The sequence below is a fragment of the Pseudomonas sp. LAIL14HWK12:I1 genome, from assembly GCF_003202095.1.
Taxonomy (GTDB): domain Bacteria; phylum Pseudomonadota; class Gammaproteobacteria; order Pseudomonadales; family Pseudomonadaceae; genus Aquipseudomonas; species Aquipseudomonas monteilii.
Map to the genome: position 1 here is coordinate 320518 of NZ_QJKG01000004.1, position 21973 is coordinate 342490.

The 21973-nt window shown below is 62.6% G+C and carries 16 protein-coding genes; 6 read left to right on the forward strand and 10 right to left on the reverse strand.

The window, feature by feature from the left end; all coding sequences use genetic code 11:
* On the forward strand, positions 1-936 hold the full coding sequence (locus D906_RS13470) for an alpha-xenorhabdolysin family binary toxin subunit B (RefSeq protein WP_027615409.1): 936 nt from the start codon (positions 1-3) through the stop codon (positions 934-936).
* Between the two features lie 6 nt (positions 937-942).
* On the opposite strand, the gene D906_RS13475 is transcribed toward D906_RS13470, so the two are convergent.
* The 5 genes from D906_RS13475 to D906_RS13495 all read right to left on the reverse strand — a co-directional run bounded on the left by D906_RS13475 (position 943) and on the right by D906_RS13495 (position 10132).
* The gene (locus D906_RS13475; protein ID WP_019097221.1) at positions 943-1335 is read right to left on the reverse strand and encodes a protease inhibitor I42 family protein; all 393 of its coding nucleotides are present in this window, start codon (positions 1333-1335) and stop codon (positions 943-945) included.
* A 107-nt stretch (positions 1336-1442) separates the two neighbouring features.
* Positions 1443-3863 (reverse strand): endopeptidase La, encoded by a 2421-nt coding sequence (lon, locus tag D906_RS13480; RefSeq protein WP_027615410.1) that lies wholly within the window; start codon positions 3861-3863, stop codon positions 1443-1445.
* Positions 3864-4090: 227 nt separating this feature from the next.
* The gene (locus tag D906_RS13485; protein WP_016713711.1) at positions 4091-6502 is read right to left on the reverse strand and encodes a glucose/quinate/shikimate family membrane-bound PQQ-dependent dehydrogenase; all 2412 of its coding nucleotides are present in this window, start codon (positions 6500-6502) and stop codon (positions 4091-4093) included.
* Positions 6503-6531: 29 nt separating this feature from the next.
* Entirely contained in the window at positions 6532-7866 is a 1335-nt protein-coding gene (locus D906_RS13490; protein WP_027615411.1) for a carbohydrate porin, read from the reverse strand.
* A 217-nt stretch (positions 7867-8083) separates the two neighbouring features.
* Positions 8084-10132 (reverse strand): TonB-dependent receptor, encoded by a 2049-nt coding sequence (locus D906_RS13495; RefSeq protein WP_019097218.1) that lies wholly within the window; start codon positions 10130-10132, stop codon positions 8084-8086.
* A gap of 164 nt (positions 10133-10296) precedes the next feature.
* Here D906_RS13495 and D906_RS13500 point away from each other — a divergent pair, with 164 nt between their 5' ends.
* Positions 10297-10518 (forward strand): VF530 family DNA-binding protein, encoded by a 222-nt coding sequence (locus D906_RS13500; protein WP_016713714.1) that lies wholly within the window; start codon positions 10297-10299, stop codon positions 10516-10518.
* 1 nt (position 10519) lies between these two features.
* The gene (locus tag D906_RS13505) at positions 10520-11155 is read left to right on the forward strand and encodes a Pr6Pr family membrane protein (RefSeq protein WP_027615412.1); all 636 of its coding nucleotides are present in this window, start codon (positions 10520-10522) and stop codon (positions 11153-11155) included.
* A 58-nt stretch (positions 11156-11213) separates the two neighbouring features.
* On the opposite strand, the gene D906_RS13510 is transcribed toward D906_RS13505, so the two are convergent.
* The 3 genes from D906_RS13510 to D906_RS13520 form a co-directional block, all read right to left on the reverse strand.
* On the reverse strand, positions 11214-11975 hold the full coding sequence (locus tag D906_RS13510) for a siderophore-interacting protein (RefSeq protein WP_027615413.1): 762 nt from the start codon (positions 11973-11975) through the stop codon (positions 11214-11216).
* Positions 11968-12513, reverse strand: a complete 546-nt coding sequence (locus D906_RS13515; RefSeq protein ID WP_027615414.1) for a PadR family transcriptional regulator — start codon at positions 12511-12513, stop codon at positions 11968-11970. The genes D906_RS13510 and D906_RS13515 overlap by 8 nt, the downstream gene beginning before the upstream one ends.
* A gap of 89 nt (positions 12514-12602) precedes the next feature.
* Entirely contained in the window at positions 12603-15749 is a 3147-nt protein-coding gene (locus D906_RS13520) for a transglycosylase domain-containing protein (protein ID WP_027615415.1), read from the reverse strand.
* Positions 15750-16141: 392 nt separating this feature from the next.
* Between D906_RS13520 and D906_RS13525 the strand changes: the two genes are divergently transcribed.
* Positions 16142-17560, forward strand: coding sequence for an amino acid permease (locus tag D906_RS13525; protein ID WP_016713719.1), 1419 nt, complete (start codon positions 16142-16144; stop codon positions 17558-17560).
* Positions 17561-17600: 40 nt separating this feature from the next.
* Here D906_RS13525 and D906_RS13530 read toward each other — a convergent pair whose 3' ends face one another.
* Positions 17601-19220: an FMN-binding glutamate synthase family protein gene (locus D906_RS13530; RefSeq protein WP_027609165.1), complete on the reverse strand. Its 1620-nt coding sequence runs from the start codon at positions 19218-19220 to the stop codon at positions 17601-17603.
* Between the two features lie 239 nt (positions 19221-19459).
* Between D906_RS13530 and D906_RS13535 the strand changes: the two genes are divergently transcribed.
* Positions 19460-19873, forward strand: coding sequence for an NUDIX domain-containing protein (locus tag D906_RS13535; protein WP_019097213.1), 414 nt, complete (start codon positions 19460-19462; stop codon positions 19871-19873).
* Here D906_RS13535 and metR read toward each other — a convergent pair.
* Positions 19857-20774: a transcriptional regulator MetR gene (metR, locus tag D906_RS13540; protein WP_019097212.1), complete on the reverse strand. Its 918-nt coding sequence runs from the start codon at positions 20772-20774 to the stop codon at positions 19857-19859. The two genes, D906_RS13535 and metR, sit on opposite strands and share 17 nt — an antisense overlap.
* A 196-nt stretch (positions 20775-20970) precedes the next feature.
* On the opposite strand from metR, the gene D906_RS13545 reads away from it, so the two are divergent.
* Positions 20971-21966 (forward strand): alpha/beta fold hydrolase, encoded by a 996-nt coding sequence (locus tag D906_RS13545; protein ID WP_025754579.1) that lies wholly within the window; start codon positions 20971-20973, stop codon positions 21964-21966.
* Positions 21967-21973 lie beyond the last annotated feature (7 nt).

Consider the following 21973-nt stretch of genomic DNA (forward strand, 5'->3'; position numbering starts at 1 on the left):
ATGGACGTGACCAACGTGAATGCGACCCTGCCGGATTTCGTCCAGATGCAAACCGTGCAAGATCAGGTATTCCACCTGATACAAAGCTGGGACATGAACGTGTTACCCGGGGCGCGTGAGCAATTGGGTGAACTGCGTACATTGTTGCTGAGTGTCGAGCGCGCCTTCAAGGAGAGCCTCATAGGCGCTATCGTTTTGCTGGAGGACCGCGATTTCATTCCGAGCAAACTGGGGGGCGATACCCATTACCGGCTTGCCAGTGTGCTAAGCCGTTTAAGCCAGCTTCATTCACTGTTGTCCAGGCAGAATCTGCGGTTGGAACTTTTCACACTGTCTGCGTTGGTAGAGCCGTTAGCGGAACTGGACAAACGAATCGTCAGCCTCCAGAGCCAGGCGTTAGCCTTCGATCAACGATTGGCCCAATTGCGCCAGCAGCGGGCAGATATTGGCCAGTCTATCGAATTGTTCGAAAGGCCGTCCGTTGCCAGTGCACTGAAGGGCTTGATCCCGAGTGATGATGACATTGACCAGGTCATCGGGTTGATCACGGACCCGAAGGTCGATGCCAGCCTGTTGAAGGCTATGACTGGCAAGTTGACCAAGCATGCTGATGCACTGGAGGGTGCCAAGACGTTCAGCGACTTGAGCAAGGTACGCACCAGGCTTGATGCAAAAATAGAGGAAGCGCTGGGCGACCAGCGGCAGCTGCAGCGAGCCTTGCAGAGTGCGCAGGGTGAGCGGGAGGCGATCACGGCGTTGTCTGGCCTTGAACCACTCAAGAACGCGTGGCTGCACGAACTGCGCAAGGTTGAACTGGAGTGGCAGGCTCAGGCCGTGAAGCTCAACGCGACGATGGGCCTGGATGCTGCCACGGCCGCGCTGAAAGACCTCTGTGACTACCTCAAGGTCGTGCAGATGGCGTATGACCGCAGTTGATCGTGCTCAGCGGACGATAATCTTGCAGTCGAAGGTTTGCACCGGGGCGACGTCTGCGGCCCACGGCTGCTGGTAGACCAGCACCAATTGGGCGTCTCCTGTGCTGCTGGCCTGGAAGCGCCAGGTGGAAACACCGGCGCTGCCGACCACGTCTTCTTCTTCGGGGGCGCTGTATACCTCCGGGCCGAGGCTACGCAGTACGCTTGAGGCTGGGTTTTCGACACGCCAGCGATAGCCGGTGGACGGGTTGCTGGGCAAGCTCAGGGTGAGTGCCTGGCCTACCTGCAGCCGGGTTGGGCATTCACTCTCGGCATCCAGTTCGACGGGCTGTGCGGGGTGCTGGGCGCAGGCAGAAAGCAGGGCGAAGCTCAGGGGAACGAGCAGACGAGGGGCGGTCATGTTGGCTCCGGGGGCTGGCGATGGCCCGAGGATAACCGATGCTGCTGGGTTTTGTGTTGTCAGTGCCGGCCTCTTCGCGGCTGAAGCCGTGAAGAGGCCGGTGCAGGTTAGAACAGGACCTTGGCCACATCGGCAAAGCGCTTGGCGAAGTGAACCGTCAGGCCTTCGCGCAAATAGTCCGGCAGTTCTTCGAAGTCCCCTCGGTTAGGCTCTGGCAAGATCAGCTCGAAGATTTTCTGCCGCCGCGCCGCAATCACCTTCTCGCGCACACCACCAATCGGTAGTACCTGGCCGGTGAGGGTCAGCTCGCCGGTCATGGCCACGCCTTTTTTCGGCGCCTGGTCGCGGGCCAGCGACAGCAGGGCACTTGCCATGGTGATGCCCGCGCTCGGGCCGTCTTTGGGCGTGGCCCCTTCAGGTACATGCAGGTGGATGAACGCTTCGTTGAAGAAGCCTGGGTCACCGCCAAACTGCCTGAGGTTGGAGCTGACATAGCTGTAGGCAATTTCGGCCGACTCCTTCATCACGTCACCCAGCTTGCCCGTCAGCTTGAAGCCACGGTTGAGGGTGTGAATGCGGGTAGCCTCGATCGGCAGCGTGGCGCCACCCATGCTGGTCCAGGCCAGGCCCGTGATCACGCCTTTGCCAGCCAGTACCTGCTCGCTGCGGAACACCGGCGTGCCCAGCGCGATCTCCAGGTCCTTGGTGCCGATCTTCAGTCTGGCTTCAGGGTCTTCCATCAATTTGACCACGGACTTGCGCACCAGCTTGCCCAGTTGCTTCTCCAGCTGGCGCACGCCGGCTTCGCGGGCGTAGCCTTCGATCACCATGCGCAGGGCGCTGTCGCTGATGCTGAGGCTGGTCCTGGCCACGCCGGCCTTTTCCAGTTGCTTGGGCCACAGGTGGCGTTTGGCGATGGCCAGCTTTTCCTCGGTGATATAGCCGGACAGGCGGATCACTTCCATGCGGTCGAGCAATGGGCCGGGGATCGAGTCGAGGGTGTTGGCAGTGCACACGAACAGCACCTTGGACAGGTCCAGGCGCAGGTCGAGGTAGTGGTCGAGGAAGTCGACGTTCTGCTCCGGGTCGAGGGTTTCCAGCAGCGCTGAAGCCGGGTCGCCCTGGTAGCTCTGGCCCATCTTGTCGATTTCGTCGAGCATGATCACCGGGTTCATCACTTCGACGTCTTTCAGGGCTTGCACCAGCTTGCCGGGCTGGGCGCCGATGTAGGTCCGGCGATGGCCCTTGATCTCGGCCTCGTCACGCATGCCGCCGACGCTGAAGCGGTAGAACGGCCGGCCAAGCGATTCGGCGATGGACTTGCCGATGCTGGTCTTGCCCACCCCGGGCGGGCCGACCAGCAGCACGATCGAGCCGCTGATTTCGCCTTTCCAGGCCCCTACGGCGAGGAATTCGAGGATGCGCTCCTTGATGTCGTCGAGGCCGGCATGGTACTGGTCGAGGACCTTGCGCGCATGCTTGAGGTCGAGCTTGTCCTTGCCGTAAACACCCCACGGCAGGGCGGTGGCCCATTCGAGGTAATTGCGGGTGACGGCGTACTCGGGCGAGCCAGTTTCGAGAATGGCCAGCTTGCCCATCTCTTCATCGATGCGCTTGCTTGCCTGGGGGGGCAAGGTCTTGCCTTCCAGGCGCTGCTCGAACTGTTCGAGGTCGGCACTGCGGTCGTCCTTGGTCAGGCCCAGCTCTTGCTGAATGACCTTGAGCTGTTCCTTCAGGAAGAACTCGCGCTGATGTTCGCCGATCTGCCGGTTGACCTCGGCCGAGATCTCGTTCTGCAGGCGCGCGACTTCCACCTCTTTGCGCAGCATTGGCAGCACCTTTTCCATGCGTTTGAGCATGGGCGCGCAGTCGAGCACTTCCTGCAACTGGTTGCCGGTGGCCGAGGTGAGCGCGGCGGCGAAGTCGGTGAGCGGCGACGGGTCGTTGGGGCTGAAGCGATTGAGGTAGTTCTTCAACTCTTCGCTGTACAACGGGTTGAGCGGCAGCAGCTCTTTGATCGCGTTGATCAACGCCATGCCGTAGGCCTTGACCTCGTCGGTGGGCTCGGCAGGCTGGCGCGGGTATTCGACTTCAACCAGGTAGGGCGGGCGGTGGTGCTTGAGCCAGGTGCGGATGCGTACCCGGGTCAGGCCCTGGGCAACGAACTGCAGCTTGCCGTTTTCACGGCTGGCATGGTGCACCTTGACCAGCGTGCCGTACTGCGGCAGCGCGGCGGTGTCGAAGTGGCGGTGGTCTTCTGGCGGGGTGTCCATGAAGAACAGTGCCAGGCAGTGGTCCGGCGACTTGGCCACCAGGTCGAGGGTTTCGGCCCAAGGTTCTTCGTTGACGATGACCGGCAGTACCTGGGCCGGGAAGAACGGGCGGTTGTGGATCGGGATCACGTAGACCTTGTCCGGCAGCTGCTGGCCGGGCAGGGCGAGGGCATGGCCGGTTTCGGCCTGCGTGGTGGTGTGTTCGACTTCGCTGTGTTCGTCGGGGTGTTCCGGGAAATCCTGCTGGTCGCTCATGGGGCACCTGCGTGAATGACTATGGTGCTTAGATGGGGCAGGGTGGGATGGGTTTCAATGGTAGACGAAGGCAGCAGGCAGGGCTTTCATCTTTGGTTGGCTGTACCGGCCTCTTCGCGGGCAAGCCTGCCCCCACAGATACGGTGCCTGCCTTGAGGGCAGCACAGAACCTGTGGGAGCGGGCTTGCCCGCGAATGCGATAGTGATGTCACCACCGCAACTGGAGGTTACTCCGCGAGTTTGTAAGCAATGATGTAGTCGCCCATTTTGGTACCCAGCGAGCCATGGCCGCCAGCGGTCACCAGCACGTACTGCTTGCCATCCTTGCCGGTGTAGCTCATCGGCGTGGCTTGGCCACCTGCCGGCAGGCGGGCTTTCCACAGTTCCTTGCCGTTGTTCACGTCATAGGCGCGCAGGTACTGGTCCAGGGTGCCGCTGAGGAAGCCGACGCCACCAGCGGTCACGATCGAGCCGCCCATGCTCGGCACGCCAACCGGCAGGCCGATCGGGACCGGGGTGCTGTCGCGGGTGGTACCGTTCTTGTGCTTCCACACCACCTTGTTGGTGAACAGGTCGATGGCGGCAACGTAACCCCAGGCTGGAGCCTGGCACGGTACACCCAGTGGTGACATGAACGGGTGCATGGTCACGGCGTACGGTGCGCCGGTATTCGGCTGCACGCCGCTGGTCTCGCTTTCGCGTTTGCTGCCTTCGGCAACCTGCTCACGCGGGACCATCTTCGATACGAAGGCCATGTAGTTGGGCGAGGTGAACAGCAGCTGGCGCACCGGGTCAACCGACACGCTGCCCCAGTTGAATACGCCGACGTTGCCTGGGTAGACCAGCGAGCCCTGCTCGGACGGCGGGGTGTACTGGCCTTCGTAGCGCAGCTCGCGGAACTGGATGCGGCACAGCATCTGGTCGAACGGCGTGGCGCCCCACATGGCCTGTTCGGTCAGCTCAGGGCCAAGCAGGTTGAGGTCGGAGCGGGCCTGGGTCGGCGAGGTGTGGTCGCCCTTCACCGCGCCTTGCGGGGTAGGGATTTCGCGAATCGGTACGATCGGCGTGCCGTCGCGGCGGTCGAGCACATACAGGCTGCCTTGCTTGGTCGGCACGATGATCGCCGGTTTCACGCCATCGTCGGTCTTCAGGTGCACCAGGGTCGGCTGGCTGCCGACGTCCATGTCCCACAAGTCATGGTGGGTGAACTGGTAGTTCCAGCGGGCCTTGCCGGTGGCCAGGTCAAGCGCGACCACGCCGGCGCTGTACTTCTCTGCGCCTGGTGTGCGGTCGGCGCCCCACTGGTCCGGGGTCTGGTTGCCCAGCGGCAGGTAGATCATGCCAAGGTCTTCATCGACGCTGGCGATCGACCACATGTTGGCCGAGTTGCGGCTGTACAGCTTGCCCGGGGCCAATGGCTTGGTGTCGTCCGGGTTGTTGCTGTCCCAGTTCCATACCAGGTGGCCATCGTGCACGTCATAGGCACGGATCACGCCGGACGGCTCGTTGGTCGACTCGTTGTCGGTCACGTGGCCGCCGATGATCACCAGGTCACGGGTGACTGCAGCAGGCGAGGTGGAGTAGTAGCCGCCGGCGGTGAACGGGCCGATGCCGGTGGTGAGGTCGATCACGCCCTGGTTGGCGAAGCCTTCGCACACCTTGCCGTTGTCGGCGTTGATGGCGATCAGGCGGGCATCTGCGGTAGGCAGGTAGAGGCGGCGCGGGCAGGCCTGGGCCACGGCTTGGCCTGCGTCAGTGATTTTCGGTGCCGGGCTGCCGTCGCGGCTGACGTAGCGGTTTTCGTCATAGTACGAAACGCCACGGCAGGTCATGTGGGCAAAGCCCTTGAAGGTGCCGACCGGGCTTTTGACCTGAGGGTCGTAGCGCCAGATTTCCGCACCCGTGTCCGGGTCCAGGGCCAGCAGGCGGCTGTGCGCGGTGCAGGCATAGAGCATGCCGTTGACCTTCAGCGGGGTGTTCTGGTTGGTCAGCTCCACCGGGTCGTTTTCGGTCGGCAAGTCACCGGTACGAATACGCCAGGCTTCTTCCAGGCGGTAGGCGTTTTGTGGGGTGATCTGGCGCAGCGGCGAGTAGCGGTCGCCATGTTCGGTACGGCCGTAGGCCTGCCATTCGCCGTCGGGCATGGCCGGGGCAGCACTGGCCATTTCACTGCTTTCGCGGCCCAGCTCGCCGAACACTTCACCGGGGTGGGTGAACTGGCTGGCGACCGCGCAAGCGCCGGATGCGACCACGGCAACGCTCAGCAGCGCGGTGTTGGCTTTGCTGGCCGGGCCGATCAGCGGGCGACGTGCCCATGGCAGCAGCAGCACCACGCCGATGGCGAACCAGATGGCCAGGCGTGGCACCAGTTGCCACCAGTCCAGGCCCACTTCGAGCAGGGCCCAGACGGTGCTGGCCAGCAGTACCAGGCCATACAGGCCCAGGGCGATACGGCGCTGAGCCAGCAGCAGGATGCCCGACAGGGCAAAACCGATACCGGCGATCAGGTAGTAAAGCGATCCACCCAGCTGGCTCAGCTTGATGCCGCCGGCCAGCAGGGCCAGGCCCATCAGCAACAGCAGCGCGCCCATCAGGCGCGGTAGCCAGCGGCTTCCATTGTTGGCACTTTCAGTGCTCATCGTAGGTTCTCCGTCAGGTCAAAAAGGGGTTAGAAACTGCTCTGGATCTTCAGGCCGCCGACCAGGGCGCCATCAACCTGCGATACCCCGCCCGGGTGGCGGATGTACTGCAGGTTGGGGCGAACCGTGAGCCAGTCGGCCAAATTAATGCCGTAGTACAGCTCGGCGCTGTATTCGGTGTCCTGCACGGGCAGGAAGCCGGGGTTGTCGTAGTCGTCGACGCCGGCGGCCTGGTTGGCCAGGCGGGCGTTCTTGCGGTAGGCAGGGTTGACGTGCACGCGGGCCAGGGCGAAACCGATGTCGTCCTTGGCGCGGGCGTCGAAAGGCCCTTTGTATACCAGTCCTGCCTGCACATAGTTGTCGATGGCATTGGTCTTCTTGTCGTGCACCGTGGCGTTGGCGAACAAGCTCAGGCCACGTGACTGGTCTGACGCCAGCGAGGTCACCTGTTGCTGGGCGCCGAGCCACATCCCGTGCTTGCTCGAGCTGCTGCGGTAGGCGGCGCCGCTGAGGGCTGCCGGCTGACCGTTGCTGTCCTTGAGAACATCTTGTGCCTTGGCATTACTGTAGTAGTAGCCGGCGCGATATTCCCCTTTCAGGCCTTGGATACGTGGGGCCCATACCAGTTCGACTGGCATTACCGCGCCTTGGGTGCCGCTGCCGCTGAGCTTGAAGCCGTTGCCGGATTCAAGGTTGGAAGGGTTCTGCTCGAAGATGCCGACCTGCGCGTAAAGCTCGGGGGTAAGGTTGTAGCGCACGCGCAGGGCCCACTGGCTGACCGGCCAGTTGTACCAGATGCCGCCCACCCAGTTGCCCACCTGCGAGCCGCAGAAGGCCAAGTTCTGGAAGTCACAGGGTAAGCTGTTGAAGTCCTCGCCTTCGCCGAAGCGGCCGAATTTCACGTCCAGCGCGCCGTCGAAGTACTTCTGCTTGATCCACATCTGGGTCAGGCGCCAGGTTTCGCCACGGCCCCAGACTTCCTGGGCCGAGGTGAAGCCGCCGACGCGTGGGTCGTTGATGCGGTCGTTGCTGATGTTGTCGCCGTGGCGTTCGGTGATGGTCAGTTGGAACTCGGTGTCATGCCAGCCCAGGATCTTTTCCAGGTCGAGGTGGCTGCCAAAGGTGAACTGGTCGCTGTAGCGCGCCGTGCGGTCGTGGTCGTAGCCGCCGTGCAGGTTGCTGCCCATCTCGCCGGTGTAGCCGAGGGTGAAGTCGTAGCCTTTTTCCAGCAATTCGCTGCGGGTGCCGCCCCAGTCGCCGAGCATCCAGGGGGAGTCGTTGGCGAACATTTCGCTGGCGCTGGCGTGGGTCGCCAAGGCACTGAGGGCAAGGCCGATGTAACAGGGTTTGGGCAGTTGAAACATGAGATAGCGCTATCTTTTGATTATTGAAAAAACGGCAAGCGCATCAAAGGGCGGGCCCTTCAATGGATATGGCGACAAGAGGGTTTCGATGAAGCGTTTCAGCTTGGGGCGAGGAGGATATAGGGGAAGTTGTAAGAAAAAAAGACAAAATGTCGCAGGGCATTATTGTTTGTCTGGTAACAATAGCCTGTAGGGGGCGCAAAGCGCCCCCGCGACTTCAGAAGGTAGTACGCAGGCCGACTTCCACACTGCGCCCCGGGGCCGGGGCAATATCGCGCAGAATAGAGCTGGCATAACGCACAGTCTGGTCGGTCAGGTTTTCACCGCGCACAAACGCCAGCCACTGGCTCTGGCCAACCTCGAAGCGGTATCCAACGCTTGCCCCCAGTGTGGTGTAGCCCTCGGTGCTGGTTTCGTTGGCCGGCTTGCGGTGTTGCGATGCCGCGTGTTGCACATCGACCCGTGCCTGCCAGCGGTCCAGTTCCCAGACCAGCCCGCTGTTCAGGCGCAGCGGGGCGATGCGTGGCAGCGGCTCGCCACTGTCGAGGTTCTTGGCTCGGGTGTAGTCGCCGGAGAGTTCCAGCGCGAAGCTGCCGTAACGGTTCTCGGCCAGTTGCCAGCGGTCCTGGGCTTCGATGCCATAGAAGCGCGCACGCACACCCTGGTACTGGTACTCCGGGAAGCCATCGTGGTCATGATCGTGGTCGTGGTCATCCTCGTCGTGGTCGTGGTCATGCCCACCTTCGCGGGTGTTGCCGGTGCCGATCAATCCGATGTAGTTGCGGAAGTGGCTGTAGAACACCCCGAAACTGCCCTTGTGCGTGCCATTGTCGAAGCGTAGTGCCAAGTCGGCAGAAATGGCCTTTTCCTTGTTCAGGCTGGCATCGCCGACTTCAAAGGCGCCAGTGGCCACATGTGCGCCATTGGCATACAGCTCGTAGAACGTCGGAGCGCGTTCGGTGTAGCCGAGGTTGGCGGCCAGCGACCAGATCGGGTCAAGCTGGTACACCGCACCTGACGACAGGCTGAAGGCGTTGAAGCTGCTCGCGCTGTCGGCATCGACGAAGTTTTCGTTGCCTTTGGCGTCGGGGTCTACCCGGGTATGCTCCATGCGTGCACCCAGGCTCAGGTTCAGGCGCTCGGTGGCCTGCCACTGTTCGAGCATGAACAGCGCCAGGCTGTCGGTATCGGTGTGCGGTACAAAGGCTTCTTCGCCCAGGGCAGAGAACTCGTTGCGGCTGACCTGGGCGCCAATCACCCCTTCCACCGGCCCGAGCGGTTGGTGGCGGGCTTCGATGCGCGCTTCGTAGCCTTTGTTCTTGAAGGTGGTGTGCACCTCGCCTTCTTCAATCTCCCTGTGTTTGTAGTCGGTGTAGCCGGCATCGACCTTGACCGAGCTGAACAGGCCGTCGAGGTCGCGTAGTTCGGAGGCGAAGGCGTAGTGGTCCTGCTTCATGTCCAGGCGCACGCCAGATTCGGCCACCGAGCCGTAGTTGCTGTCATAGCCGCTGTAGGACAGGCCAGCATAGCCGTGATCCCAATGGTACGCGCCACCGACCGCACCGCCATCCTGGCGACCGTCGCTGTTTTCCAGGCGGTGCTTGCTGCCGGGCTCGTCAGCGTCACGTACCTTGGAGCTGCGGGCGTAGCCGGGGATGCGCAGGTCGTTGAACTGGCGACTGTTGGCATCCAGGTGCAGGGCAAAGGCACCGTTACCGGCCTCCAGCTTGCCGGCGCTGCTGCGGGTGGTGTCGGCGCCGCCGTAGCGCAGCTCACCGGCACCGTGAATGCCCTCGATGGGCGCATCCGGGATGCGGTTGTCGAAGGTGTTGACCACACCGCCGATGGCGTTACCGCCGTACAGCAGGGCGGCAGGGCCACGGACGATCTCGACGCGGTCGACGGTGACCGGGTCCAGCGGTACGGCATGGTCGTAGGACAGCGACGAGGCATCCAGCGCGCCGACGCCATTGCGCAGGATACGAATGCGGTCGCCGTCCAGGCCACGAATCACCGGGCGGCTGGCACCCGGTCCGAACCAGGTGGAGGCGACACCAGGCTGTTTGTTCAGGGTTTCACCGAGGCTGCCGTGCTGTTGCTGCAACAGGTTGTCGCCTTCAAGCACGGTGCTGGGAGCGGCCAGCTGGCGATTGCCCAGCGGGTTGGCGGTGATGACCTGGGGTTCGAGTTCCACGGCCTGGCTGGGCGATGCCGCCAGCCAGAGCGCGACGGCAAGTGGGGAGAGGCGAAGCGGTGTGTACAGCATGGGGATGGGGCGTTCCTTGGCAGAGGCTTTTGTAATGTTACAACATAACATATCTATTTCAGCACAGAGGTTTTGCCCATTGCCAGCGGTTTTTCTGTCGAGTCGACTGATCCCACCCACCACTACACTCGTGTAAGGTGCGCATCTTTCCTACGGAGCACAGCATGAGCACGGCCCAACACAACGCGCTACACGGCAAGACCCTTGAGCAGATCCTTACCGAGCTGGTGGCGCACTACCAATGGCAGGGCCTGGCCGAACGCATCGATGTGCGCTGCTTCAAGAGCAACCCGACCATCAAGTCGAGCCTGACCTTCTTGCGCAAGACACCGTGGGCGCGGGAAAAGGTCGAGCAGCTGTATGTGAAAATGCAGCGACAGGCCTGACATGCCACAGCGTCCTTGGCTGACCGGTATGGCTGTACTGGGCTGGTTCGGTCTGACTGTGCAGGTGTACCTGGTGCTGGTGGCGCGTTGGCAGGAACAGGCCAGCCTGATTGGCGGCCTGATCAACGTGTTCGGGTACTTCACCGTGCTGAGCAATACCTTGGTGGCGACGGTGCTCAGTTATGCGGCGTTTGGGCGGGAAGGGCGTGCCAAGTGTTTTTTCCTGTCTCCTTCGGTGAGTTCCGCGATCGCTGCCAGTATCGTGCTGGTGGCACTGGCCTACAGCGTGCTGCTGCGCCACTTGTGGCAACCGCAGGGTTGGCAGTGGCTGGCGGATGAACTGCTGCACGACGTGATGCCCGTGCTGTATGCCTTGTATTGGTGGTGCGAGGTGCGCAAGGGCACGTTGCGGCTATGGCACCTGGCGGTCTGGGCGATATACCCGGTGGTGTACTTTGCCTATGCGCTGTGGCGGGGGAGTGAGATTGGCGTGTATGCCTACCCGTTCATCGATGTGGCGAGCCTTGGGTATGGGCAGGTGATGCTCAATGCCTTGGGGGTGCTGGCGGGGTTCTGGGGGATTGGTCTTGTTTTGCTGGGGCTGGATCTGTGGCGCGGGAAGCATAAGGTTGCTTAGCCTGTCCCGGCCTCTTCGCGGGCTTGCCCGCGAAGAGGCCGGGCCTGGAAACGACAGTTTATTCGTCGTCCGCAGTCCCGTCGGCACGCCAGTAGGCCGCAGCCTTCAGCGCATCTTCCGGCACGCCTTTCTCCAGCAGCAGCGCCTTGGCCTGGCGGGTCAGGCCTTTTTCCAGCGCCACCCAGCCATACAACCGGCCTTGCGGCAAGGTCAGGTTCTTCACCAGTGCCAGCAAATCTTCCTGCTGGCGGCGCACCCAGATCACTTCAACTTGAGCCTTGCTCGGCAGTGGCTGGCGCTCCTGCTCATCTTCGATCTGGATCACCGCCAGCACCTGGCGGCCCGCTGGCAACTCTTCCAGCCGACGGCCAATTGCCGGAATGGCCGTTTCGTCACCAATCAGCAAATAGCTGTCGAACATGTCCGGCACCACCATCGACGCCCGTGGCCCGGCGATATCCAGCGTGTGCCCCGGCGCGGCCTGCGCAGCCCAGGTGGAGGCAGGGCCGTCACCGTGCAGTACAAAGTCGATATCCAGCTCATTGGCCACCAGGTCGATACGCCGTGGTGTGTACTCGCGCATGGTGGGCCGTGCACCACCGTCACGCCCCAGATTACGGGCCTCGATAGCCTGATGTTGTTCTGGCGTTTCGGCGAACAGCAGCTTGATATGGTCGTCGCTGCCCACGCTGGTGAAGCCTTGCAGCTCGGTACCTCCCAGGGTGATGCGGCGCATGCGTGGGGTAAGGTCGGTGACCCGCAGTACCTGCAGGCGGCGTTGGCGGATCTCATGGTTGACGCGGTGGATGGTGTCACTCATGGGGAGTCTCCCAGACAGGTTCGGCCGGCCCGGAGGCAATGGCCTTGGCGGTATGGTTGAGCAGGTCGCGAACCCGTTCGATTTCTTCCGGTGTCCAGCGGCCGCTGTGCATGTGCAGTGCGTGGCGCAGGTTGCCGACCGCTTCGTGAATTTCTGGCGGGCGGTCATGGCCGCGCAGGGCGCGTTTGCTGACTTCGATGCGCATACGCACGCCGTCCAGAGCGACAGCTTGCTCGGCCAGCGCATGGCGGCCGGCATCAGTGATGGCATAGAGGCGTTTGCTGCCCTGTATCTGGCCGCTGATCAGCTCGGCTTCTTCAAGGAAGTTCAGCGTGGGGTAGATCACCCCGGGGCTTGGGCTGTAGCTGCCGTCGAACAGGTTTTCGATCTGTCGGATCAGGTCGTAACCGTGGCCGGGCTGTTCGGCCAGCAAGTCGAGCATCAATAGCTTGAGGTCACCGGGGGCGAAGACGCGTGGGCCGCGCTCGCCACGGCCGGGGCGCCGTTCGAAGGGATCATGAGGGGTGTGTTCGCGCATGGGGACAGGGCTCCGTCGTTTGCGATATATCGTAAGATATTACTCAAGATATATCTAAACACAAGCCCGTTAATGCAGATGATTATCATCTATTTATTCGATACGTCCCCTGCTGCTGGTGTGTGCACGGCAACCTGTGGTGGCTTGCACTCGTTTGGATTGCCCGGCTGCAGGTACGGCATGAGGATCGGGGCCATGCCCTTGAGCACCTGCACGGGCAGCGCCGAGGTGAATTTGAACGCCTCTGCCGAGCGCCCCGGGACGAAGGCGGTGAGGGTGCCGAAGTGGTTGTCGCCCAGGAAGAACACGAAGGTGGCGGTACGGTTCAGCGAGCGCGAGCCAATCAACCGACCGCCGGCGCCGAAGCTTTCGATGCGGTTGTCACCGGTACCGGTCTTGCCACCCATCACCAATGGTGTGCCGTCCTGCAGCTTGAAGCTGCCGGAAATACGCCGCGCAGTACCTGCGTCTACCACTTGCGACATGGCGCCTTTCAGGGCACGCGCGACTTCGACCGGCAGAATCCGCACGCCCCGGTCAGGGTCGGTGATCAGCTTGGTTTCGTAAGGTGTGTTGGCTGCAAAGTGCAGGGTATCGATACGCAAGGTTGGCAGGCGAACGCCGTCGTTCTGGATGATACCGACCAGTTCGGAAAGGGCAGCAGGGCGGTCGCCCGAGCTGCCGATGGCAGTGGCCAGCGAAGGCACCAGGTGGTCGAATGGATAGCCCACACGCTTCCAGCGCTGGTGGATGTCGAGGAAGGCTTCGATCTCGACCATGGTGCGGATGCGGCTATCGCGGGCGCCTTGGTGGCGACTCTTGAACAACCAGCCGTATACCTCCTGGCGCTCGAAGCGGCTGGCGTTGACCATCTCGGTCAGGGTCGAGCTGGGGTTCTTCAGCAAGTACCCGAGCAGCCACAGGTCGAGCGGGTGGACCTTGGCGATGTAGCCTTGATCAGGCAGGTCGTACTTGCCTGGGCCGTAGGCATCGTACATTTCCGACAGGCGACCGTCGGTCAGCTTGCCCAAGGCAATCTTGTCGCCCTTGAGATGGGCACGGACGAAAGCATTGAAGGTTTCCTGGCCGGCTTCGGGGAACAGGTAGCGGTGCACCGCTGCCAGCCGCTGCGGCGTCACGCGCATGCTGTCGAGGAAGGTGTCCAGGCGCTGCTGCGAGGTCTTGCGTTGGTATTTCTTCCAGAAGCGCATCAGGTAATTGGTGCCTTCCTTGTCGGCGAAGCGGGCCAGGTATTCCTGGCGGCGCGGGTCGGCGTCGTCCTTTAGCAGCGGCACGCGGTTGTACGGCTGCTGGTAGGTCACGTAGCGCACCAGGTCGCGCATCAGGCGGATGAACGGCAGGTTGATCGATTCGCGCAGGGCATCCTTGAGCGTCGGGTTGCGGTTGTTGTCTTCCTTGCGGAAGTTGTTGAACACATGCATGCCGCCGCCGGTGAAGAAGGCTTCACCGGTGTTGGCGGAATACTTGCGCTCCAGCGCCGCATCGAGCATGGCATCCAGGCTCTGGTTCTTGCTGTTTTGTGCAAGCCACTCCAGCGACCACTGGGTAATGCGGTCGAGTTCGGCGACTTCGACCTTTTTCAACTCGGCGGCGGGTTTGCCCGCGTACTTGTCGTGCAGCTGCGCGATGATTTCCAGGTAGGTGGTCAGTACCCGCAGCTTGGCGGTCGAGCCCAGCTCCAGCTTGCTGCCTTCGTTGATGTCGAAAGGCTGGTTGGTGCTATCGGTCTGCACACGCACCCGTGAGCCGTCGCCGGTGCGCTCGAACAGGGTAAAGCTGTAGCTCACCTGGTCGGTGGTCTTGCTGGTCAGCAGGCGCTCGCCGATCAGGCCGATCTGCGCCGCGAATTCGGGGTCGGCAAGGTTCTTCAGGTACTGGCTCACTTGCAACTGCAAATCCGCCTGCAAGGTGCTGGTGGCCGACAGGTCGAGGCGGTCGAGGTCGTACAAAGGGCGGTTGAGCATGGCGGCCAGGCGGTTGCGTGCCAGGCTGATGCCCTTGTTGGTCACAATCGGCACGATGGTCGGCTGCGCAACCCAGTCGCGGTACACCGCCTTGCTGGCCAGCGCGGCGTCGGCCAAGGGCTGCTCGATCACCTTGTTGGCGGCCAGCACGCGGATGTGCGAATCGGTCAGTTCTGCCAGCTCGACGCGGCCCTTGGACAGGTAATGCGAGGGGCGGCGCTGGGCAATCATCAGTGACAGTACCTGGCGCAGGGCCAGGCCGCGTGCGGCCATGCTCTCGGGGTCGCTGGCCGTGGAAGTCAGGGCCTGGTTGACCTGGTCGAAGTCGGCGCCGTACCACACCCGCAGGCCTTCGGCCATGCCATGCACTTCGCCATGCCCCGGTACAGCCGAGAGAGGCACGCTGTTGAGGTAGTCACGCACGATACGCTGACGAGCCTCAGTCGTGTCAGGGCCACCTTGGTAGGCGCGTACGCTGGCAGAAATCATCTGGCGGATTTTCTCGGCCCCCGAGACAGTCAGGCCGTCTGGGGAGTGACGGTATTTTTCCAGCTGCGTGGCCAAGGTACTGCCGCCAGCGGACTGGCCGGGCAAGGCCAGGTACTTGGCCACCTGGCTGTAGGCTGCCTTGGCAAAGCGTGGCCAGTCCACGGCCGGGTTGTTGCGCGGGTCCTGGGTGTCGAGCAGGTCGCGGTTCTCGATGAACAGCAGGCTGTTGACCATCACCGGCGGGATCGCTGCAAAATCAGGGTACAGGTGCTGCGGGTAGTTGTACTGGTACAGGGTGTCGCCACGGCAGTCGGTGATCGACAGGCCGGCCTGGATTTTCTCGATGTAAGGCACGAACAGCCCGTGTTCGACGTAGTTCATCAACGCTGGCGAGAACTTCACCTGCTCGCTGATCAGGTAGTCGCGCTTGAGCAGGCGTGGCAAGAACTCGCCCATCGCGCTGTAGCCCAGGCGTTTGTCGAACGGCCCTTCACCCGGGTACACGATGGCATCGCTGGGGCCTGGCTGCAGCGAATAGGTCAGCGTGCCGGCCAGTTTGCTGAATTCTCGCGATTGCAGCTCGGACGTGCGGAATTCGTCATACGCCGCAAAGCCGATGGCAACCAGCGCCACCAGCAGAATAAGGATGATCAGCCGCCACCATAGCCGACGCTGACGGGGTGACTTGGGTTGTGGCGTCTCGGCCGGAGGTATCTCGGGTGCTTCCGTTCTGGTTGGTTCCGATTGCCACAGTGCGCCCATAGTCTTCTATCCGGCCAGGTATTTTCGTCTTGCTTGTCTGAAGCTTAGACGTTGAGCGGGTGAGGTGAAAAATTTGTAGGAAGGGAAGAAAGGCGAGGTAGGGCTATGCGGCTTTGGTGTGGGTTTCTTCGTACCGGGATGTTGCTATGGTGCTCGGGCGATCGTGATATGTGTGACGCGATCCCGGGGTTCTCGCCAAATTTCTGCACATATACAGTGAAAACCCCTACAACGCTCTTCCTATACTGCTCGCCCCCTTCGACCTGCCGGGCGCTCTATTCCGGCATACGGGCCGGCCCACAAGGCCAGTCTGGCAAGCCAACGCCACGCCTATCGGCATGGCCGGTGCTGCACGAAGGTCAAATCCAATAACAAAATGAGGTTGTATTGCTATGCCAGTCGGCAACCACCCTGCCCACGGCCCTGCCACTGAAGGCGGCCCGCTCAAGCGTGAACTGGGCGAACGGCACATCCGTCTGATGGCGCTGGGCGCCTGTATCGGTGTCGGTCTTTTCCTGGGTTCGGCCAAGGCCATCGAAATGGCCGGCCCTGCGATCATGCTGTCCTACATCATCGGCGGCCTGGCCATCCTTGTGATCATGCGCGCCCTTGGTGAAATGGCCGTGCACAACCCTGTCGCCGGCTCCTTCAGCCGCTATGCCCAGGACTACCTCGGCCCTCTGGCGGGCTTCCTCACCGGTTGGAACTACTGGTTCCTGTGGCTGGTGACCTGCGTTGCCGAAATTACCGCAGTGGCCATCTACATGGGCATCTGGTTCCCCGACGTACCGCGCTGGATCTGGGCCCTGGCGGCGCTGGGCAGCATGGGCGCGGTCAACCTGGTAGCGGTGAAGGCTTTCGGTGAATTCGAGTTCTGGTTCGCCCTGATCAAGATCGTCACCATCATCGCCATGGTCCTGGGCGGTATCGGCATCATCGCCTTTGGTTTTGGCAATGACGGTGTGGCTATGGGCATTTCCAACCTGTGGAGCAACGGTGGCTTCATGCCCAATGGCGTGACCGGCGTGCTGATGTCGCTGCAGATGGTGATGTTCGCTTACCTGGGCGTGGAAATGATCGGCCTGACCGCCGGTGAAGCACGCAACCCGCAAAAGACCATCCCGCAGGCCATCGGCTCGGTGTTCTGGCGCATCCTGCTGTTCTACGTGGGCGCGTTGTTCGTGATCCTGTCGATCTACCCGTGGAACGAAATCGGCAGCCAGGGCAGCCCGTTCGTGATGACCTTCGAGCGCCTCGGTATCAAGACTGCGGCCGGCATCATCAACTTCGTGGTCATCACAGCGGCACTGTCGTCGTGCAACGGCGGCATCTTCAGCACCGGGCGCATGCTCTACAGCCTGGCGCAGAACGGCCAGGCCCCGGCGGCCTTCGCCCGTACTTCGAAGAATGGGGTACCGCGCAATGCGCTGCTGCTGTCGATCGGCGCGCTGTTGCTGGGTGTACTGGCCAACTATCTGGTGCCGGAAAAGGTCTTTGTCTGGGTCACCTCGATCGCTACCTTCGGCGCGATCTGGACCTGGGTGATGATTCTGCTCGCACAGCTCAAGTTCCGCGCAGGCCTTACCACCGCCGAGCGCAAGGCACTGAAGTACCGTATGTGGCTGTGGCCGCTGAGCTCCTACCTGGCGCTGGCGTTCCTGGTGCTGGTGGTTGGCTTGATGGCGTACTTCGAGGATACCCGTGTGGCCCTGTACATCGGCCCGGCGTTCCTGGTGCTGTTGACGGTGTTGTATTACGCGTTCCGCCTGGCGCCGAAAGAAGCTCAAGGTGTAGCAAATACCGCGTCCTGATCTGAAATAGCCGGGGCTGCGCAGCAGCCCCGGGGCTCTCTCAGGCAGCTACTTCACTGTGCGGTTCAAAACTGTCCGCCCGGGCCAGTTGCCACATGCGCGAATAGAACTGCCCGTTCACCTCGCCCGTCAGCAGCTCTCCTGGCTTCAAGAACACATGCATCTGCGAGAACAGCTTGATCTCGGTGGCCGAGATGCGCCGCACCAGGTGCTTGGCCTCCAGCTGCGCAGGGTGCTCCAGGCCTGCCGCCGCGAGCATTTCAGCCAGGGCACGCAGGGTGTTGTGGTGGAAGTTCAATACCCGCTGGGCCTTGTCCGGCACCACCAGCGCACGCTGGCGTAGTGGGTCTTGTGTCGCCACGCCGGTCGGGCACTTGTTGGTGTGGCAGCTCTGCGACTGAATACAACCGATGGCGAACATGAAGCCGCGTGCCGAGTTTGCCCAGTCAGCGCCAATCGCCAGTACGCTGGCGATGTCGAAGGCGCTGACAATCTTGCCGCTGGCCCCGAGCTTGATCTTGTCGCGCAAGTTAAGGCCCACCAGGGTGTTGTGCACGAACAGCAACCCTTCGCGTAGTGGCACGCCGATATGGTCGGTGAATTCCACCGGCGCCGCGCCGGTGCCGCCTTCCTTGCCATCGATAACAATGAAGTCGGGCAGGATGCCGGTTTCCAGCATGGCTTTGGCAATGCCCATGAACTCCCAAGGGTGGCCAAGGCAGAATTTGAAACCGACGGGTTTGCCACCGGACAATTCACGCAGCTGTGCGATGAACTGCATCATCTCGATTGGCGTAGAGAAAGCGCTGTGGCGCGACGGCGAGATGCAGTCCTCACCCATCAGCACGCCACGGGTCTCGGCGATTTCCTGGGTGACCTTGTGTTTGGGCAGAATGCCGCCATGGCCGGGTTTGGCGCCCTGGCTCATCTTGATCTCGATCATGCGCACCTGCGGGCTGCGCGCCTGGGCGGCGAAGCGTTCGGGGTCGAAGCGCCCGTCTGGCGTGCGGCAACCGAAGTAGCCACTGCCCAGTTCCCAGACCAGGTCGCCACCGTGCTCGCGGTGGTAAGGACTGATGCTGCCCTCCCCGGTGTCATGGTGGAAATTACCCAGCTTGGCACCCTGGTTGAGGGCGCGGATGGCGTTGGCGCTGAGCGAGCCGAAGCTCATTGCCGAAATGTTGAAAATCGACGCCGAGTACGGCTGGCTGCACTGCGGCCCGCCGACAATGACGCGGAAGCTGGACGGGTCGGCCAGCGGCGCCGGGCGCATGGAGTGGCCGATGAACTCGAAGCCGGACTCGTACACATCGATCAGGGTGCCGAATGGCTTGTCCGAGGCTTCGTTCTTCGCCCGGGCATACACCAGCGAACGCTGGGCACGGGAGAACGGCAAGGCGTCGCTGTCCGATTCCAGCAGGTACTGGCGGATTTCCGGGCGAATGGCTTCGACCAGGTAGCGGATGTTGCCCAGGATCGGGTAGTTGCGGCGCACCGCATGGCGTTGCTGCAGCAGGTCGAATATGCCGATCAGGCTGAGGATGCCAGTGGTCAGGGTGAACGGCCACAGCCATTCGTGGTGGGTGAAAGGCAGGCTCGCCAGGGTGAACAGCACACAGGCGGCGAAGAAGGCGTAGCGACTGAGAAGTGACAGGCTCATACGGGTCCTTGCGATGGCGCGGTCAGGCTCAGGGCCTGGGGGCAAACCCCGACCATAGCCAAGTTGCGGGGCGCTGCAAATTAAAATCGGGGTAGCGAAAACCATTCTCGAATCGAGGGTATGACCACAGCCGGAACACATGCCCTGTGGCAGCAGCTGTCTTCTTGTGTGCGCTGGCCTTGTCAGGCCAATGATCCCCATGGGATCCTCCCCGGCCATTATTTCCAGCGAGCCCTCCCATGGCCAACATCATCCGCATCGCCGCTGCCTTGCTGATCGACCCCCAGGGCCGTACCTTGCTGGTGCGCAAGCGTGGCACCGAGGCCTTCATGCAGCCAGGTGGCAAGATCGATGCCGGTGAATCACCGGTGCAGGCGCTGGTGCGTGAACTGCATGAAGAGCTGGGGCTGAACATCAACGCGGACCAGGCCGTGCACCTGGGCCGGTTCAGTGCCCCGGCCGCGAACGAACCAGGCTTCGAGGTGCAAGCCGAACTGTTCCGTGTCGACAGCGCCGCGCCGGTAACGCCGGCTGCGGAGATCGAAGAGGTGGTGTGGCTGGCTGCCGATCAGGCACCAGCCCTGCCGCTGGCGCCTTTGACCCGCGACCTGATACTGCCGCTGTACCGCCAGGCAGTCAGCGCACCGCGCTGACGCCGTCGAGCGTGGCGAACGAGGTATCTTTGGCGGTCAACAGGAAGTCGCGCATGTACGGCGCATCGAGCATGTCGGTGCGCACGGCAGCATATAGGGTGGCGAACAGGCCTTTTTCACCCAGGCGCTTGCCCTTTACATAGCCGCGCGAGCTGTATTCGTGCAGTGCCCAGTGCGGCATGCCGCAGACCCCACGGCCGCTGGCCACCAGTTGCATCATCATCACCGTCAGCTCCGACGTGCGCACGGCAGCCGGCTCGATGTCGGCCGGCTCCAGGAAGCGGGTGAAGATGTCCAGGCGGTCGCGCTCCACCGGGTAGGTGATCAGCGTCTGGTCGAGCAAGTCTTGCGGCACGATGTAGGGCTTGCTGGCCAGCGCGTGCTGGTTGGCCACGGCCAGCATCGCTTCGTACGTGAACAGCGGCACATACGTGATACCTGCCAGGTCCACCGGGTCGGAAGTCACCACCAGGTCCAGGTCGCCGCGTGCCAGTGCCGGCAGCGGGGCGAAGGCAAAGCCGGAGGCCAGGTCCAGCTCCACTTCCGGCCAAGCATCGCGGAACTGGTCGATGGTCGGCATCAGCCACTGGAAGCAGCTGTGGCATTCGATGGCCATGTGCAGGCGCCCGGCGGTGCCACCGGCCAGGCGCGCAATGTCGCGCTCGGCGCCGCGCAGCAGTGGCAGGGTGGCATCGGCCAGTTGCAGCAGGCGCAGCCCGGCACTGGTGAAGCGGATCGGCTTGGTCTTGCGCACGAACAGGGGCAGGCCCAGGCGCTCTTCCAGCTCCTTGAACTGATGCGACAGCGCCGACTGGGTCAGGTGCAGGCGCTCGGCGGCTTCCACCAAGCTGTCGGCTTCGCGCAGGGCATGAAGGGTTTTCAGGTGACGGATCTCCAGCACAGCTGACTCCGGTGTGTGGGATTGAAGAAGCAGGGAATGAGTTGAGTTTCTCTCATGTTGCCGTGCCTGTCGACTGGGCGTTCAGCCGCACCGCCTGGCGGGAGTCATGAAAATGTCACCGAACTGTGGCAGCGCGCCCGAACAGAATTCATCAGACTCGCGCTTTACTGGGGATCTGCATTCTGGTGTTTCTTTCATGCGGGCTTTTTGGCTTTTTCTTATCTTCCTTTTCAGCGTACCTGCCAGCTTCGCCGAACAGCGTTGTGACGCTCACGTACCGGTGCAGCGCGCCGAGCTGGGTGCGGTCAGCCTGGTGTACCAGAGCGTGGGCGCGCCGCGTGATCCGGCCTTGCTACTGGTCATGGGGCTGGGCGGGCAACTGATCCACTGGCCGGACGATGTGGTCGAGGCATTGTGTCGCCAAGGTTTCAGGGTTATCCGCTACGACAACCGCGATGTCGGGCTGTCACGCTGGAACCAGGTGCCGCCGTCGGCAAACCTGACGGTGGAGCTGCTGCGTTACAAGCTGGGCTTGCCAGTGGCGGCGCCTTATACGCTGACCGACATGGCAGACGATGGCTTACGCCTGATGGACGCCTTGGGGGTGCGCCAGTTTCATGTACTGGGCGTGAGCATGGGCGGCATGATCGCCCAGCACCTGGCAGCCATGGCTCCCGAGCGCGTGCGCAGCCTGACGTTGGTCATGTCCAGTTCCGGGGCGGCGGGGTTGCCGGCGCCGGCCCCGGCGCTGGTACAGTTGCTGGCCCGGCGTAGTGCGCCAAACCGCGAGGTGGCCATCGAGCAGCAGGCCGACCTGCTGGCGGCGTTGGGCAGCCCAGAGGTGCGGGACGACCGCGCCGTGTTGCTGCACCAGGCAGCGGTGGCTTACGACCGGGCGTTCAACCCGGACGGGGCCAAGCGCCAGATCATGGCGATCCTGGCCGAGCCAAGCCGCGTCGAGCTATTGAACCAGTTGAGGGTGCCGACCCTGGTGGTGCACGGCACGGCTGACCCGTTGCTGCCGGTGATGCATGGTGTGCACCTGGCGGCGCATATTCAAGGCAGCCAGCTGCGCTTGATACCAGGGCTGGCACACCGCTTCCAGGAGCCGTTCAAAGCGCCGCTGCTGGGGGCTGTGTTGCCTTATCTGCAAGCGCATCGGCAGGATGTCACGCATATCGCAGGGCTCTGAAACCCGC

Excerpts from the sequence above, each read along its gene's own strand:
- D906_RS13470 (WP_027615409.1), top strand. The coding sequence starts at position 1 with ATGGACGTGACCAACGTGAATGCGACCCTGCCGGATTTCGTCCAGATG.
- D906_RS13475 (WP_019097221.1), bottom strand. The coding sequence starts at position 1,335 with ATGACCGCCCCTCGTCTGCTCGTTCCCCTGAGCTTCGCCCTGCTTTCT.
- lon (WP_027615410.1), bottom strand. The coding sequence starts at position 3,863 with ATGAGCGACCAGCAGGATTTCCCGGAACACCCCGACGAACACAGCGAA.
- D906_RS13485 (WP_016713711.1), bottom strand. The coding sequence starts at position 6,502 with ATGAGCACTGAAAGTGCCAACAATGGAAGCCGCTGGCTACCGCGCCTG.
- D906_RS13490 (WP_027615411.1), bottom strand. The coding sequence starts at position 7,866 with ATGTTTCAACTGCCCAAACCCTGTTACATCGGCCTTGCCCTCAGTGCC.
- D906_RS13495 (WP_019097218.1), bottom strand. The coding sequence starts at position 10,132 with ATGCTGTACACACCGCTTCGCCTCTCCCCACTTGCCGTCGCGCTCTGG.
- D906_RS13500 (WP_016713714.1), top strand. The coding sequence starts at position 10,297 with ATGAGCACGGCCCAACACAACGCGCTACACGGCAAGACCCTTGAGCAG.
- D906_RS13505 (WP_027615412.1), top strand. The coding sequence starts at position 10,520 with ATGCCACAGCGTCCTTGGCTGACCGGTATGGCTGTACTGGGCTGGTTC.
- D906_RS13510 (WP_027615413.1), bottom strand. The coding sequence starts at position 11,975 with ATGAGTGACACCATCCACCGCGTCAACCATGAGATCCGCCAACGCCGC.
- D906_RS13515 (WP_027615414.1), bottom strand. The coding sequence starts at position 12,513 with ATGCGCGAACACACCCCTCATGATCCCTTCGAACGGCGCCCCGGCCGT.
- D906_RS13520 (WP_027615415.1), bottom strand. The coding sequence starts at position 15,749 with ATGGGCGCACTGTGGCAATCGGAACCAACCAGAACGGAAGCACCCGAG.
- D906_RS13525 (WP_016713719.1), top strand. The coding sequence starts at position 16,142 with ATGCCAGTCGGCAACCACCCTGCCCACGGCCCTGCCACTGAAGGCGGC.
- D906_RS13530 (WP_027609165.1), bottom strand. The coding sequence starts at position 19,220 with ATGAGCCTGTCACTTCTCAGTCGCTACGCCTTCTTCGCCGCCTGTGTG.
- D906_RS13535 (WP_019097213.1), top strand. The coding sequence starts at position 19,460 with ATGGCCAACATCATCCGCATCGCCGCTGCCTTGCTGATCGACCCCCAG.
- D906_RS13545 (WP_025754579.1), top strand. The coding sequence starts at position 20,971 with ATGCGGGCTTTTTGGCTTTTTCTTATCTTCCTTTTCAGCGTACCTGCC.